At 73.1% G+C, this 15,287-nt stretch carries 10 protein-coding genes; 4 read left to right on the top strand and 6 right to left on the bottom strand.

The window, feature by feature from the left end:
- Window positions 1-88 precede the first annotated feature (88 nt).
- Complete coding sequence (gene glyA, locus WMF12_RS34015; protein WP_437740844.1) at window positions 89-1,360, bottom strand: serine hydroxymethyltransferase; 1,272 nt, start codon at window positions 1,358-1,360, stop codon at window positions 89-91.
- Window positions 1,357-2,673 (bottom strand): dihydrolipoamide acetyltransferase family protein, encoded by a 1,317-nt coding sequence (locus WMF12_RS34010; RefSeq protein WP_437852116.1) that lies wholly within the window; start codon window positions 2,671-2,673, stop codon window positions 1,357-1,359. The genes glyA and WMF12_RS34010 overlap by 4 nt, the downstream gene beginning before the upstream one ends.
- 276 nt (window positions 2,674-2,949) lie before the next feature.
- Between WMF12_RS34010 and WMF12_RS34005 the strand changes: the two genes are divergently transcribed.
- Window positions 2,950-4,758, top strand: coding sequence for a glycosyltransferase family 39 protein (locus tag WMF12_RS34005; protein WP_437852114.1), 1,809 nt, complete (start codon window positions 2,950-2,952; stop codon window positions 4,756-4,758).
- 59 nt (window positions 4,759-4,817) lie between these two features.
- Here WMF12_RS34005 and WMF12_RS34000 read toward each other — a convergent pair whose 3' ends face one another.
- The gene (locus WMF12_RS34000; protein ID WP_437852112.1) at window positions 4,818-6,455 is read right to left on the bottom strand and encodes a hypothetical protein; all 1,638 of its coding nucleotides are present in this window, start codon (window positions 6,453-6,455) and stop codon (window positions 4,818-4,820) included.
- A gap of 375 nt (window positions 6,456-6,830) precedes the next feature.
- Between WMF12_RS34000 and WMF12_RS33995 the strand changes: the two genes are divergently transcribed.
- The gene (locus tag WMF12_RS33995) at window positions 6,831-7,877 is read left to right on the top strand and encodes a glycosyltransferase family 4 protein (RefSeq protein ID WP_437852110.1); all 1,047 of its coding nucleotides are present in this window, start codon (window positions 6,831-6,833) and stop codon (window positions 7,875-7,877) included.
- Between the two features lie 24 nt (window positions 7,878-7,901).
- Here the strand turns inward: WMF12_RS33995 and WMF12_RS33990 are convergent, their stop codons facing one another.
- The 3 genes from WMF12_RS33990 to WMF12_RS33980 form a co-directional block, all read right to left on the bottom strand.
- On the bottom strand, window positions 7,902-8,939 hold the full coding sequence (locus WMF12_RS33990; RefSeq protein WP_437740839.1) for a hypothetical protein: 1,038 nt from the start codon (window positions 8,937-8,939) through the stop codon (window positions 7,902-7,904).
- A 361-nt stretch (window positions 8,940-9,300) separates the two neighbouring features.
- Window positions 9,301-9,900 carry a TonB family protein gene (locus tag WMF12_RS33985; protein WP_437852108.1) on the bottom strand — a complete coding sequence of 200 codons (600 nt, stop codon included), beginning with the start codon at window positions 9,898-9,900 and terminating at the stop codon, window positions 9,301-9,303.
- Between the two features lie 59 nt (window positions 9,901-9,959).
- The gene (locus WMF12_RS33980) at window positions 9,960-12,290 is read right to left on the bottom strand and encodes an ArnT family glycosyltransferase (protein ID WP_437852106.1); all 2,331 of its coding nucleotides are present in this window, start codon (window positions 12,288-12,290) and stop codon (window positions 9,960-9,962) included.
- Between the two features lie 117 nt (window positions 12,291-12,407).
- On the opposite strand from WMF12_RS33980, the gene WMF12_RS33975 reads away from it, so the two are divergent.
- A complete protein-coding gene (locus WMF12_RS33975) occupies window positions 12,408-13,169 on the top strand; it encodes a Uma2 family endonuclease (protein WP_437324431.1) in 762 nt (253 codons plus the stop codon).
- Window positions 13,170-13,466: 297 nt separating this feature from the next.
- A complete protein-coding gene (locus WMF12_RS33970) occupies window positions 13,467-15,260 on the top strand; it encodes a hypothetical protein (protein WP_437852104.1) in 1,794 nt (597 codons plus the stop codon).
- Window positions 15,261-15,287 lie beyond the last annotated feature (27 nt).

The raw sequence follows: 15,287 nt of genomic DNA, 5'->3' as shown, positions 1-15,287 counted from the left end.
GGTATCGGCCACAAAAGCGCCGAGGACGCCAGGAGATCGCTCTCCGTGGCGTCCTCGGTCGCAGCGCCGTGGCTCGCCGCAGGGCCGGCTAGAGCCGGATGCCGGGCGCCGGGAAGCCGCGGCAGAGCTCCGCGACCTCGGCGGCGATGCGCGCGATGCGCGCCTCGTCGTTCACGTTCTGCGCCACCTCATCCATCCACGCCGCGAGGCGCTCCATCTCGGCGACGCCCATCCCGCGCGACGTCACCGCCGGCGTGCCGATGCGGAGCCCCGACGGGTCGAACGGCTTGCGCGGATCGAACGGGATCGAGTTGTAGTTCGCCACGATGCCCGCGCGATCGAGCGCCTGCGCGTACGGCTTGCCCGCGATCCCCTTCGGCGTCATGTCGATCAGCAAGAGGTGGTTGTCGGTCCCGCCGGTGATGAGCCGGAAGCCGCGCGACTCCAGCGCGCGCCCGAGCGCCTGCGCGTTCACCACGATCTGCTTCGCGTAGGCCCGGAACCCTTCCTCCGAGGCCTCCTTCGCCGCGACCGCGATGGCCGCGGTCGTGTGGTTGTGCGGGCCGCCCTGGAGGCCGGGGAACACCGCCTTGTCGATCGCGCCCGCGTGCTCCTTCTTGCAGAGGATCATCGCGCCGCGCGGGCCCCGGAAGGTCTTGTGCGTCGTCGACGTCACCACGTCGGCGATGCCCACCGGCGACGGGTGCACCCCCGCGGCCACGAGGCCCGCGATGTGCGCGATGTCCGCCGCCAGGATCGCCCCCACCTCGTCGGCGATCGCCCGGAACGCGGCGAAGTCGAGCGTGCGCGGGTACGCCGTCGTCCCGCACCAGATGAGCTTCGGCCGGTGGGCGCGCGCCAGGTCGCGGACCTGATCCAGGTCGATGCGGTGATCGCTCTCGCGAACCCCGTACGGGACGCTCTTGAAGTACTTCCCGGTGATGCTCACCGACCAGCCGTGGGTCAGGTGCCCGCCCGCCGGCAGGCCGAGGCCCATGATCGTGTCGTTCGCCTGCGCGAACGCGAGGTAGACGGCCAGGTTGGCCGGGCTGCCGGAGTAGGGCTGCACGTTCACGTGGTCGGCCCCGAACAGCTTGGCCACCCGCGTCCGCGCGAGCTCCTCGACCACGTCGACCTGCTGCTGACCCTCGTAATACCGCTTGTGCGGGTACCCCTCGGAGTACTTGTTCGTCAGCACCGAGCCCGTCGCCTCGAGCACCGCCCGAGACACGTAGTTCTCGCTCGCGATGAGCCGGAGCGTGTCCGCTTCCCGCCGCTCTTCCAGGCGGATCAGCTCGGCGATCTCCGGATCGACCTCGTTGAGTGCCCGCAGGCCCTGCACTTCGCTTGTCGCGCTCATACCTCGAACTCCCCGCGTGTGAGGATGTCGGTGACGCGCCAGAGGAACGAGTTCGCCAGCACCCCGTCGATGATGCGGTGGTCGTACGACAGCGCGAGGAACATGACCGGATGGATCGCGATCGAGTCCTCCTTGTCCTTCGTGACCACCACGACGCGCTTCTTGATCTCCCCCATCCGGAGGATGCCCACGTTCGGCTGCGAGATGATCGCGCCGCCGAAGAGGTTCCCCTTGAGGCCGGGGTTCGAGACCGTGAAGGTCGTGTTCGCGAGATCGTCGGCCGTGATCTTGCCGGACTTCGCGCGCCCGGCCAGCTCGTCGATGCTCCTCGCGATGCCCCGCAGCGACAGCTCGTCCGCGTGCTTGATGCTCGGGACGATGAGGCCGCCGGGCGTGTCCACCGCCACGCCGAGGTTGACGTCGCGCAGCACCACGTACGAGTTCTCGAGCACTCGAGCGTTGAACTCCGGGTGCTCGCGCAGCGCGCGGACGGCCGCGGCGCAGATGAAGGACAGGAACGTCAGCGACACGCCCGCCCGCTTGAACTCGTCCTTGTGGAGGTCGCGCAGCTTCGACGTCTCGTGCAGGTCGACCTCGGCGACCGTCACCACGTGCGGCGACGTCACCTTGGAATAGACCATGTGGTCGGCGGTGATGCGGCGGCGCCGGCTGAAGGGCACCACCTTGTCGCCGGGCTTCGGGGAGTAGGGCGGCACCTTGTACGCGCCGTACCCGACGCCGGGCACCGGCGGCACGAACCCGCCGCTCGCCTGGATGAGCTGCGAGAGCTCCGCGGCCGCGCTCGCCGGCTGGGCCGCCGCGCTCGGCTGAGGCGCCGGCTCGGCCGACGCGCCGTGCGCCGCGCGCATCACGTCGTCGCGGGTGATCCGGCCGTGATCGCCTGTCCCGTGCACGTCGCGCAGGTCGACGCCCGACTCGCGCGCGAGCTTCTTCGTCGACGGGCTCGTCAGGGGGCGGGCGCTCTCGTCGTGTCCGTTGCTGCCGGGCGCCGGCGCGGCGGGCCGCGCTTCGGACGCCGCCGGCGCCGGCGGCGCGCTCGCGCGCTGGGCCGTCGCCTGGGCCTCGCCCTGCGCCGTCTCGTCGATCCGACAGAGCAGACCTTCCTTGGCGACGACGGTGCCCTCGGCCACCGCGATCTGCGAGACACGACCCGCGACGGGCGCCGGGATCTCCGTGTCGGCCTTGTCGGTCGCAACCTCGAGCAGCGGCTGCTCGCGCTTGACGAAATCGCCCTCGCGCACGAGCCACCTCGAGACGGTTCCCTCGACCACGCTCTCACCGAGCTGTGGCATGCGGACTTCGACCATCGCTTCTCGCGCCTCCAACGCGCGCCGCCGTGAGCGCCCGTTTCACCTCTCCGGGCAAGGCGGCACGGTCGTATACGCCGCCCGCCCTTCGAGAGCAACGACACAGTGTTCGTCCGGTGTGTATCCTTTTTGTGGGTCGCGTCGGCGCGTTGGTTGCGTCGGTCTCGGCCACGGCGAGCCGCCTCCACCGAGGCCAGGGCGGCTGGAATCGTATGTCGACGCACGTAGACGCTGGCGGGCCCCAGCCGGTACAAGGGCCCCGTGCGTGACGCCGCGCCGGATGCGACCGCAGCCCCCGCCCCCCTGGCCCCCTCGAGCGAGAGCGCGCGCGAGCTCCTCGCCGCCGGGCCGCCGCGCGTCGTGGGGGCGCGGGCGATCCGGGCGGCCTCGCTCGGCGTCATCGCGTTCCTGCTGCTGCAGGTGCTGACCTACGGCTTCGGCCGCGATCAGGGCATCTACGCCATGGTCGCGCGCGCGGTGCTCGACGGCGGCATGCCTTACCGCGACGCGTTCGACTTCAAGCCGCCCGGCATCTTCCTCATCTACGCGCTCGCCCGCGCCCTCTTCGGCCCCGCGCAGTGGGGTATCCGCGTCCTCGAGGTCCTCGGCCTCGCCGGCATGTGCCTCGCGATGGCGTCGCTCGCCGCCCGCCTCTTCGGCGACCGGCGGATCGGCGTCGTCGCCGCGGCGCTCGCCGTGCTGGTGCACGCCCAGCTCGATTTCTGGCACACGGCGCAGCCCGAGTCGTTCGGCGGCATGCTCACCATCGCCGCGCTGCTCGTGGCCACGCCGCGCGGCCGCGACGGCGAGCCGCGCCCGGCGCCCCGCGGCGCCGCGCTGGTCCTGTCGGGCGCGCTCTTCGGCGCCGCCGGTCTCCTCAAGCCGCCCCTCGCCGGGGGCGGCGTCGTGCTCGCGGTCGCGCTGGCCGCGCCCGCCCTCGCCGAGCTCGCGCGGCGCGCCTCGGAGCGGGCCGCCGTGCAGCGCTGGATCGGCGCCGGTCCGACCGCGCTCCAGGGCGAGCCGGCGCGCTCTGCGCCGCCTGCGCCCGGGCCGGTCCGCTCGACGGCGGCCGCGCTCCTCTGGGCGGCGCTCCGGCCCGCCTTGCTCATCGCGCTGGGCGGCATGCTCCCCGTGCTCACCTGCGCCGCCTGGTTCGCCCTGAGGGGCGCGCTCGGCGATCTGTGGGAGGTCCTCTTCGTCTTCACGCCGCACTACACAGCGCTCGGGTGGCGCGGCGCGAGCGTGCTCGGCATGGCGTGGTACGGCGCCTGCGAGTGGCTCGTCCACTACTCCGGCCCGCTCGCGTTCGGCCTCGCTTGCCTGGTCGCGCTGCACCCCGAACGCCACGAGCGGGCGGGCGTGGCGCTGCTCTCGGGCGTGATCGCCATGCACCTCGTCGGCGTCGTGATGCAGGCGAAGTTCTTCCCCTACCATTACGGCGCGACGTGGCCGCTCACCGCGATGCTCGCCGCGCTCGGCCTCTGGAAGGCGTGGCAGCGGTGCACCCGGTCCGGCGCGAAGGCGGCCGCGGCGGCGCTCCTCGCGGCGCTCGTCGCGACCGCCTTCGCTCGCTCCGCGACCAAGGACGTGGCCGACGACTACATCGAGCGCTGCGCCAAGCGGATCGCGGTGCTCGCCACGGGCGCGAGGGACCAGGCGCGCCTCGACCGCCTCGCGTCGGTCGCCGACGTCAACGCCGCGGCGAACCGGGAGGTCGCCATGTGGCTGCGCGAGCGCGTCGCGCCGGGGCGCCCCGTGTTCGTGTGGGGCTTCGAGCCGGTGATCTACGACCTCGCCGATCGCCCGCCGGCGACGCGCTACCTCTACAACGTCCCGCAGCGCGCGGCGTGGGCCCGGCAGGAGGCGCGCGACGCGCTGATGCGCGACCTCGCCGCGAGCCCGCCGGCCGCGATCGTGGTCGAGCGCCACGACGTCTTCCCCTCGGTGACCGGCGACGTGATCGACTCGCGCGGCACGCTGAACGGGTTCCCTGAGCTCGCGGGGCTCATCGAGGAGCGCTACGAGCTCGCCGCGAGCATCGAGGATTTCGAGATCCACCTCGAGCGCTGAGCCCCGGAGCCCAGCGCCGGGCGGCGGCGGCGCGGCGCGCTGCCAGCTGCGCCGCGCCTTCAGGGGCAGGGGAGGGTGTTGGGCCTGCGAGGGGTGGGCGCCGCCGCCCCGAAGCGGCGGCCGTCGCGGAGGCCGTCGGCGCAGCGCTGGATCGACTGCGCCTGCGACAGCGCGGAGGTCGCGCCCTCGTTGACCTGGACGCGCCCCGGAGCGCTGGAGATCAGTGAGCTCAAGAGCTGCGTGTCCGGCTCGGCCGCCGGTCCGTAGACAAGCGCGTCGATGAGGTGCGCCGCCGTGGCCGGCGTGGACGTGGGGAACTCCGCGGGCAGCCCCTGGTACAAGGCGACCGCGTCCGGGCCGTTCTGCAGGGTGTTGGTCGGGAATACGAGGGTGGGCGTCGGTTCGACGCCGCTGGTGCCGACGAGCAGGAGCCCGCCCACGTCCGTCGTGCCGTCGAGCTCGATCGCGCGGTAGGAGCCGTCGGTGGCCCCGCTGTAGAGCACGAGCGTGTAACCGGCGAGGCTCGCGTACCGCCAGCCCGTGCTGATCTCGATGAACTCGAGCACGTCACCGCTGTCCGCCGTGTCGGCGTCGACCTCGTTGATCTGGAGCTGGATCACCGTCACCGGGAACGACGTCCACCGCGCCCCCGGCCGGTTCACGACGATGTCCCCCGGGCCGATCGGCGTCGCGCCCGAGAGCGCGGGGATCGTGATCTGCGTGTCGGAGTCGATCGTGAAGGGCTGCGCCGCGAAGCCCACGGTCACCCCCGTCGCCCCGGTGAAGCCGGAGCCGGTGAGCACGAGCGCGCCGCCGACGGCGATGATCGGATAATCGACGGAGGTCACCCTGGCCGGCGCTCCGCACGCAGGGCAGGCGCTGCCGCCGCAGTCGATGCCGCCCTCGTCGCCGTTGTGCAGGCCGTCCTCGCACGAGGCGGCCTGGCAGACGTAGGCGATGCAGACCTCGGTCGGGCAGTCCGAGTCGACGAGGCACTGCACGCAGACCCCGGCGGGGTTGCACCGCCCGCCGTCGGCCAGGGAGCACCAAGTGCCGGCCTCGACCGGGTCGTTGATCGGCGAGCCATCGCGGCAGGAGTCGACCGTGCACTGGCTGTGGTCGTCGCGCAAATCGTCGTCGTCGTCGACCTCCGTGACCGCGCCGTCACCGTCGCAGACGCGTTCGCGACAGTCGCCGGCCATCTGCACCTTCACGGGCGTCCCCGAGGCCACGGGCTCGGTCGCGCATCCACCGTCGATGCACCTCGCGATCGCGCACTCGCTGTCAGGCGCGGGGCAGTCGGCGTCGCCGGTGCACGGGACGCTGCCGCCGCCGCCGCCGGAGCCGTCGATGCCGCCCGCTCCGCCGTCCCCGCCGGCTCCAGCGTCGCCTCCGTTGCCGCCGTTGCCATCGACTCCGCCGGCGCCACCGTCGCTCCCGCCGTTGCCACCGCCGGAGCCACCATCGCCACCGCCGGAGCCACCATCGCCACCGCCGGAGCCACCGCCGCCGTCGCTGCTCCCGCCGCCGCCGTCGCTGCTCCCGCCGCCGCCGTCATTGCCGCCGGAGCCACCGCCGCCGCCCCCTCCGCCCGTTCCTCCCTGTCCGCCGCTCCCTCCCGTGTCCTCATTGATGAGGCCGCGATCGGGCATCGTGGCCACCTGGCAGCCCGCGGTGGCCACCAGCGAAATGCTCAACGCGAGCGCGGATCCGTAACGATTCGATCTCGAAGTCATTGACCACCTGTGTGCAGATTGGCAGGGCGCTCGGGCTCTCGACGCTTCCCGCGCTGCCCCGCGCGCAGGAGCGAGCGGGAGGGCGCATCCTAGACGCACGGGACGCCTGAAGAAAGCGCCGCACCGCCGCGCACCGGTCCGGATCGCGCTGGCTCGGCGGGCGCCGCGCTGCGTCTGCTGCGCAGCAGCTGTCCTCGCGCGCTCCCTCGGCCGGGCAGGTGGGGAGCAGCCCGCTGGCATGCTCGTTGATGGGTCCCGAGTGCGGGTATGCGCTCCGCGGCGAGCGGGGGCGAGCATGGCGCCCGGTCGCGGCGCGGCGACCGAGGAGCAACGAGCATGCGGATCGCGATCGTTTCCACCCCGTTCATCCGGGTGCCTCCCTCCGGGTACGGCGGGACCGAGCTGTTCTGTCACGAGCTGGCCGAGGGGCTGTCGGCGCGTGGACACGAGGTCACGCTCTTCGCGACGGGAGATTCGGTGGTCACCTGCCGTCGCCGGTCCCTTTACGGGAGCCCGAGCTGGCCTCCGGCGCCGGAAGACGAGGTCAACCACGTCGCCTGGGCCTTCTCGGAGATCGCGCGCGAGGACGGGTTCGACGTGATCCACGTGAACAGCCCGATCGCCGTCCCGTTCACCCGCTTCGTCCGCGTCCCGGCGGTGCACACCCTGCACCACGCGCCCTGCGGCGAGAGCTCGCGCATCTACGCGCGCCACCCGGAGGTCGCGTACGTGGCGATCAGCGCGCGGCAGCGCGCCCTGGAGATCCCGCTCCCGCGCTCGTGCGTCATCCATCACGGCGTCACGCCGGCGCGTTATCCGCCGAGCCTGAGCGACGAGGGCTACCTCGCCCACCTGGGCCGTTACGCCGAGGAGAAGGGGACCCACCTGGCGCTCGACATCGCGAGGGCCGCGGGCCTGCCGATCAAGCTCGCGGGCCGCGCGCACCCCAAGGACCGGATCTATTATCTCCAGGAGGTCGCCCCGCGCCTCCGGGAGAGCGGGATACCGGACCTCGGGGAGATGGGCCACGATCGCAAGGTCGCGCTCCTGCGCGGGGCCCGCGCCGTCCTCTGCCCGCTCCAGTGGGAGGAGCCGTTCGGGCTGATCGCCATCGAGGCCATGCTCTGCGGCACCCCGGTGCTCGGCTTTCGCCGCGGCTCCTTCCCCGAGATCGTCGACGAGGGCGTCACCGGCTACCTGGCGCCGCCGGGCGACCTGTCGCGCCTCGCCGCGCTCGCGGCGGGCCTGGCCCGCTTCGATCGCGCCGCCTGCGCGCGCCGCGCGCGCGAGCGCTTCAGCAGCGCCGTGATGGTGGGCAAATACGAGGAGCTCTACCGGACCGTGACCGGCCCGCGGCGCGCCGAGGGCTCCCGGGCGGCGTGACCGCCGCGCGGGAGGTCGAGGGGCTCAGTTGACCTGGGGTGGGATGGCCACCTGGCACTCGTTGGCTGGCGTCATCCATTTGATGGCGTTCAGCCAGAAGCGCTCGACCTGATACTCGGGATGATCGACCCACTCGGTGTTGTAGGTGATCCACTCGTCGCCCCAGACCAGGACCCGGCCATCGCCGACCTCCAGCGCCTTCAGCACGTCGTTGCCGTCGCCGGTCGCCAGCGTGGCGCCCTCGCCGACCACCGGGTAGCCGGTGTCCACGCCGACAGCCTCGATCCCGTCGAGCACCGGATGCCCTCCGCTCCACTCCGTGATGGGGACCGTGGCGCCGCCTCGCCTCGGGAGGATCTGCGCTTCGTCGTAGCCGACGCCGAGCGGAGCGAGCAGCGTGTTGACGTTCTCGCGCTCCTCGGTCTGGCCGTACCCGATCAACGTCATGAGGCCGCCGCCCTTCGAGAGCCAGTCGCGGAGCGCCTCGACCTCGGCGTCCGAGTACGTGCGCCCGATGTCGCTCACGTCCTGGATGACGATGACCTGGTGCTTTGCGAGCTCCTCCGCGGTGAGCTCGGCGCCGTTCAGGCCCACGGCACCGTTGATGCTGCGCTGGTTCAACCAGGACTCGAAGACGTCGCCGTCGCCCCACCGGCCCGGCTCGCCCAGCGTGGCGATGCGGAGGCAGTCGCAGACGCCGTCGCCGCCGACGTCGACGTCGTCGACGATGCCATTGCCGTCGTTGTCAAGGCCATCGCAGGTGTCCTCGTTGCTGGGCGTGCCGCTCCCCGAGCTGCTGTTGCCGCTGCCGGCGCCCGTGGCCAGGCTGCCGAAGTCGTCTCCGCCGCTGCCCGCGGCCACGCCGCCGAGGTTGTCTCCGCCGCTGCCCGCGCTGCCCGCGCTCCCCGAGCTCCCCGTCGTGCCGCCGCTGTCCCCGGCGCTGCTGGGGCCGTCATCGCTGGAGCACGCGGCCGCTTGCAGCGCCGCAGCGATGCACGCGACCCGCAGCAGATGTCCGACCGGAACCCGACCGAAGGACGACAGGCGAGATCTCGAGTTCATGGCTCTCTCCAAGAAGTTAGGCGTTGATGGCGGCGGACCGTGACGAGCCGCCGAAAGCACCAGAGCGAGGCTTCATGGTGTCTTCCGGGCGGGGCTTTGCGCAACGCGAAATAGCGGTTCTCATGACAGACATTTGGGTCGGCCGTGAGTGCCATGGCCTCGTGGTGTGGCGTCGCACCGTGAAGCACTGTAAATTTCAAGCCCGACGCGGCCTTCGAGAGAGCTCGCGCCCAGGACCTCGTCGTCCAGGTTCATTCATGGTCGCGCGTCTCCGGTAGGCCCCCTCCCAGGGGGCCGGGCAGTTCAGCGGGACCTCACGCCCGACCAGGAAGAACCTGGCCTCGCGCCGCCAGGGCTCCGCTCAGGGTTGCACGAGCTCGACGCCGCTGAACTCGATGGGAAAGGTGATGACGGTCGTCACCCCGCCTTGCGGCGAGGGGAACTGCATCTTCTCGAAGGTATCGGCCACGCAGCGATCGACCTGCTGATTCTTCGCCGTCGACCTCACCACGTCAGCTTTGTTCACCCTGCCGGTCGGACCGATGGTCGCCTTGACGGTCACCTTCCCCGTGAACTTCGGCGAGCTCTTGACGCCGATCTTGTAGCACTCGTCGAACAGCTCGCCGTGCTTCTCCACGACGTCGCGGACCTGCGATTCGGAGATGTTGCCCCCCAGCGTGCCGGTCGCGGTGGCCGCGCCGGGCCTCACGTTGCCGTCCGGTCTCGAGGTGGCTGGCGGCGGGGGCGCCTCGACCGGCGTCGCCGCCGCGGGGGCCTGCGCGTCCGGCGGGGGCGCCGCGGGCTTCGGCTCCGGGGGGGCCGAGGTCGTCGGCTCCGGGGACGCCGAGCCGGTCGGCCCCTCCGACGCGGGCTGCGCCGGCGACTGGGCGGCTGGCGGCGGAGCGCCGCAGCCCGCCGCGAGCGCGAGGATCAGAACCAACCCTGTTCGGCGAGAGCTCATGCCCGAAGGTAAAACCCGAACGCGGGGCCGTGTCCACGGGGATAGCGGCGTGTGCTCGCTCAGCGCAGCCGCAGGACCTCGACCTCCGACGCGCCGCCGCGATCCACGAGCTTCGGCGCGCGGCCGCGCCCGCGCGCCGTCATGGACGCCCAGAACACCTCCGTCCCTGGCCGCTTCTGGATCGGCACCGGATCGGCATAGAGGAAGCCCGTCCTCCAGCGCTGCGGCGAGATCGCCGTCGGCGGTCCGACCTCGCGGACGACCGGGTCCGCCATCGTCGTGGACAGCGGGGCGCGCTCGACGACCCGGGAGCGCACCGCGAGCGCCACGTCGCTCGCCGCCGGGCCCCCCGCGCGCACGAAGATCGTGAGGAGCGAGCGGGCGCCTTCGTGGAACGTCGTCCCGAGCAGCTCCGTGCCGTCGTCGAACCGCGCCTCGATCGGCGCGAGCGCGGCGCGGATCTCCGCGAAGAGCGCCGCCGCGCGCGCGCCGTCGCCCGCGCCGAGCGCCATGTTGTGCGCGATCCGCTTCTGCTCCAGCGTCTCCGGCGGCGCGGCCGGCGGCTCCGCCGGCTGTCCGAAGTGCGCGCGGAGCTCCCACGTGAGGAACGGATCCGGCACGATCTCGCGCTCGGGCTCGGTGCCCGAGACGAGGTACCAGGCGAGGGGCCCCGGCTCTCGCTCGCGGAACGAGAACGCCTCGATGCCGCTCGCCGAGAGGGTGCGCGCCCCGGCGCCCGCGCCGAGCGCCCAGAACGGGCCCACCGCCGTCACGTCGAAGCGCTGCGCGAGGCTCGCCTGATCCCGGTCGAGCATGAACCGCGTGTCCACGAGGTAGGCGCCGCGCGGCGGCGCGTCCTTCGGCGGGGGTCGGTTGGGCGTCACGACGCGCCCGCCGAGCGCCCAGACCTGGGCCCAGGTGGCCTTCATGCTCTCGTGCATCGCGACGGGCGCGTCGGTCGGCGCCCCCGGCAGCCTCGGCGCGAGCCATCGCAGGAACGCCGTCTTCGCCCCGTCGGAGTCGATGAGGTGCCCCCGCTCGTTGAAGCGCCCGCCTGTCTCGCGCGCATAACGCAGCGCCGGGAGCCCGTCGCGCAGGATGGCGGCGAGCGGCACGAGCCACAGCGCGAGCGCCGCGAGCGCCGGCCCGCCCGACGGCGCCGCGAGCGCCGGCCCGCCCGGCGGCGCGTCGAGCGCCGCCCCGCCCGGCGGCGTCGCGACCCGGGCGGCTCGCCGCGCGGCGGCGGCGCGCTCCAGGAGCGCCGCGCCGGTGTCGACGAGGGCGGCGGCGGCGAGGGCGAAGTAGGCCGCGAAGTAGTGCGGCCAGAAGATGTGGATGTCGGCGCCTTGCCGGAAGACGACGTACTGCACCGCCGCGGTCGCGAGGTAGAGCAGCGGCAGCGCGTCGTGCTCGCGCCGGAGCAGGACGAGCCGCGCCGCGCAGACGATCGCGGCGAGCTTTCCGGCGGCGATGGCGATCGGCGTGAACGAGAGCTCGAGCCAGTACCGCCGGCTCTCGAGCACCCTGCCGAGCGGCTCGGCGTTCCCCGAGGAGCGGAGCCCGTAGCTCGTCAGGAGGTCGCCGAGCTTGCCGGCATGCTGGAAGAGGGCCAGGTAGAGCGCGGCCGTCAGCGCGGCGAGCGAGGCGGTGAGCACCCACCACGCGGCGTAGCGCCGCTCGGGGAGCGGGCCGAAGACGCGCCTCGGGAGCAGGTAGGCCCGGATCGCGCCGAACGCGAGCAGCCCGCCCGTGAGCACGAACGCGGGCCAGTCGGCGTGCATCCCGAGCGCGAGCCCGAGCGCGCTCACCGCGAGGTAACGGCGCCTGGATGTCTGTAACAGGCGGACGTAGCCGAAGAGCCCGAGCAGCGTCCAGGCCATGACCGGGACCTCGAGCGCGTTGAAGTTCGCGAACGAGAGCGTGATCGGCAGGACGACGAACGACGCCGCCGCGGCGGCCCCTGCGGCGGGGCGGTAGACGCTCCGGCCGAGGGCGTAGAGCAGGGGCGGCGTCGCGGCGCTCAGGAGGACGGCGGGCAGGCGGCAGATCACGTCGTGCCGCCCGAAGACCTTCATGAACGCGGCCGTCGTCCAGAAGATCCCCCAGGGGTGGTGGCAGTAGTACATCCCGGGCGCTGGCCGGCTCGCTGTGTATTCCCACACGGGTCCGGGGATCTTCCAGCGGAGCATGTTCTCCGCGATGATCCCGACGCTCGCCGACGACGCGTAATGTCCGGCGAGGACGGGTCCGAACATCTCCCACGCCGCCGCGAGCGCGAACCACGCCGTGGCGAGCGCGGTGACGGCGAGCGCCGCGCGGGCCTCGCGGCGGGACGCGGCGGGGAGGCCGCGCAGGTCGGTCGGATGGGGGGCGAGGCGCGTGGGCAGCAACGTGGGCGCAGCCTATCTCGGCGGCGGCGCCGCGCGGGCAGGCGAAGCGCCGAGGGGCGAGCGCCGCGCCGCTGCGGCGCGGGTCGATGCGCGCGCCCCGGTCGGGTAGGATGGGGCATGTCGACCGAGGCGCACAGGCAGGTCCATCGGCGGGCGCACCGTGACGGCAAGGAGCGTGATCCGACGTTCTATCCCGTGGAGAAGAAGATGGGGGAGGACTCCCTTCAGACGTGGATCGTGGAGCTCCTCCGTCCTCTCATCGAGCGCTGGTACGAGGCGCTCGGTCGGCCGAGGTTCGTGGGGGCAGACCAGTTCATCTATTATCGGCAGTTCGATCCCTCCAAGGTCGTGGCCCCGGACGTGTACGTGCTCCCTGGCGTGCCGCCGGGCCGGCGCGTGCGGAGCTGGAAGGTGTGGGAGACGGGCATCGCCCCGAGCTTTGCGCTCGAGGTCGTCTCGTCCGACGAGCCTTACAAGGACTACGTGGACGCGCCCGAGCGCTACCGGGAGCTCGGGGTGAAGGAGCTCGTGATCTTCGATCCCGACTGGGAGCGGGGCCGCGATCGGGTGCGATGGCAGCGCTACCGGAGGCTGAAGACGCGCGGCTTCGTCCGGGTGGAGACGACGAACGTCGACCGGATCCACGCGCGCGTGCTCGGCTGCTGGCTGCGGGTGATCGGCGCGGGCGAGGAGGCGCGCCTCCGGCTGGCCACGGGGCCCGAGGGCGAGGAGCTCTTCCCGACCGCCGCGGAGGCGGAGCGCGCGGCGAAGGAGGCGGAGCGCGCGGCGAAGGAGGCTGCGCTGGAGCGCGTGGCGGCGCTCGAGGCCCAGATCGCGAGCGCCGCGGGGGCGAGGGGCAAGGGACCCGGGGCGCCATGAGCCTCGCGCGGCCCGCGGCCGTTCAGGCCCGAGCAGCGTCACCCGCGGAGGGGGGCCGGCACATCGCGACCTCTCCAGGCGGGCATCCGAGGCCGCTTTTCTGGTTCAGGATCGACCGAACCCGCCTCGGGGAGGGGAGCCGGCACATCGCGACCTCTCCAGGCGGGGAGCTGAGGCTCCGTTTTCGGTTCCAGATCGACCGAACCCCCCTCGGGAGGGGGAGCCAGCACATCGCGACCTCTCCAGGCGGGCATCCGAGGCCTCGGCTCGGCTCCGAGATGGTAGCTTCCCGCCACCTTGGGTACCCCGTCCCCTCCGGCGGAGCCTCTGGCGGCGCCCGCTCCCGCGCGCCACGCGCTCTCCGGCCTGCTCCGCCGCGCCGCGGGCGCCGCGCGCCGCGCGCTCTCTGGCCTGCTCCGCCGCGGCGCGTGTCGACCGCGCGCCGCGCGCCGCGCGCCGCTCAGCGCGGCGCTCGCCCTCGTCGTCGTCGCCGCGTCCGTCTATGTGATCGCCGTCCCGCTCGCGGTCGTCCGCTATCCGCCGATGACCGATCTCCCGTTCCACGCGGCCGAGACGGCGGCGTTCAGGCACTACCTCGACCCGGCGTGGCACTTCCGCGAGCAGTTCACGCTCCAGCCGCTCGCCGTCCCGTACATGTCCATGTACGCGCTCGGCGCCCTGCTGATGCTCGTCTTCCCTCCCGTGGCCGCGGTGAAGGTCGCGGCGGCGGCGATGCTCGCGCTCCTGCCCGCGGGCCTCGCCGTCCTCTTTCACGGCCTGAAGCGGAGCCCGCTCCTCGGCGTCCTCGGCCTGCTCCTCGTCTGGTGCAACCTCACCCACTGGGGCTTCCTCAACCACATGGGCGCGCTCGGCCTCTTCGCGATGGTCGTCGGCCTGACGCTCCTGCTCCTCGATCGCCCCTCGCGCGGCCGGCAGATCGCGCTCGCGCTCGCGCTCGTCGCGCTGTTCTTCACGCACATCTTCCGCTTCCCGTTCGCGCTCGCCGCCGTCGTCGGCACGGCGATCGTCGTCTTCCCGGCGACGCGGCGGCTCCGCCCCATCGCGCTCCCGCTCGCGCCCTCGCTGGCCCTCTTCGCGGCGTGGCTCGTGGTCCGGACCGACACGCTGCACGCGGCGCCCATCGCGCCCGCGCTCCACTGGGAGCGGCTCGGCGAGGTCCCGTCGCTCCTCTTCACGAGCTTCACCGACCCCGCCGAGGCGGCGGCGGCCGGCCGGGCAGCGCGCTTCGTGCTCGCCGCGCTGCTCGTTTGCGCCGCCGGCGCCGCCGCACGGCTCGCCGGCGCCGGCACCGATGCGGCGCGCTCACCCGCAGGCGCCAGCGCCGATGCTGCGTGCTCACCCGCCGGCGCCGGCGCCGGCGCGGCGCTCTCGCCCGCGGTGGACGCGCCGCAGTGGTCCTTCGCGCGCCTCGCCGCCCTCGCCCCGGTCGCCTGCGCGATCGTGTTCCTGGGCCTGTTCCTGAGCCTGCCGCTGCAGATCGGCCTCTGGTGGTACGTCTACCCGCGCGAGATCGTCGCCGCGCTGTTCCTGGCCCTCGGCGCCTTCCCGGACCTGCCGCGATCACCCTGGCTCAAGGTGCCGGCCGTGCTCGCGCTGTCGGCCGCCGCCGTCTCCCTCGGCGCCGTGGTTCGCGACAACTACCGCCGATTCGACCAGAGCACGCGGGACTTCGACGCCATCATCGCCCGCGTCCCGCAGGCGCCGAGGCTGCTCTACCTCGTCTTCGATCACGGCGGCTCGACCCGGACGACGACGCCGTTCATCCATCTCCCCGCCTGGGTGCAGGCCACGCGAGGCGGCTGGCTCAGCTTCCACTTCGCCGTCTGGGATGCCTCGCCCGTCGCCTACAGGCCCCGCGAGGAGCCGGGCGCCGTCGTCCCGCCGCCCACGCCGCTCCGGTGGGAGTGGACGCCGGAAAAATTCGACGTGCGCCGCCACGGCGCCTTCTTCGACTGGTTCCTCGTCCGCCGGCGAGCGGGGGCGAATCACCTCTTCGCGAAGGACCCGAGCATCGTCGCCGTCGACCACGTCGGAGACTGGTGGCTCTACCAGCGCAGCGGTGCGCCCTAGCCGGCACGCCGGCTCCGACTTTGGGTT

It is taken from the genome of Sorangium sp. So ce363 (assembly GCF_051520435.1).
Taxonomy (GTDB): domain Bacteria; phylum Myxococcota_A; class Polyangia; order Polyangiales; family Polyangiaceae; genus Sorangium; species Sorangium cellulosum_B.
Note: the sequence above shows the minus strand (reverse complement) of the source record. Positions and strands in the feature narration are given on the sequence as shown.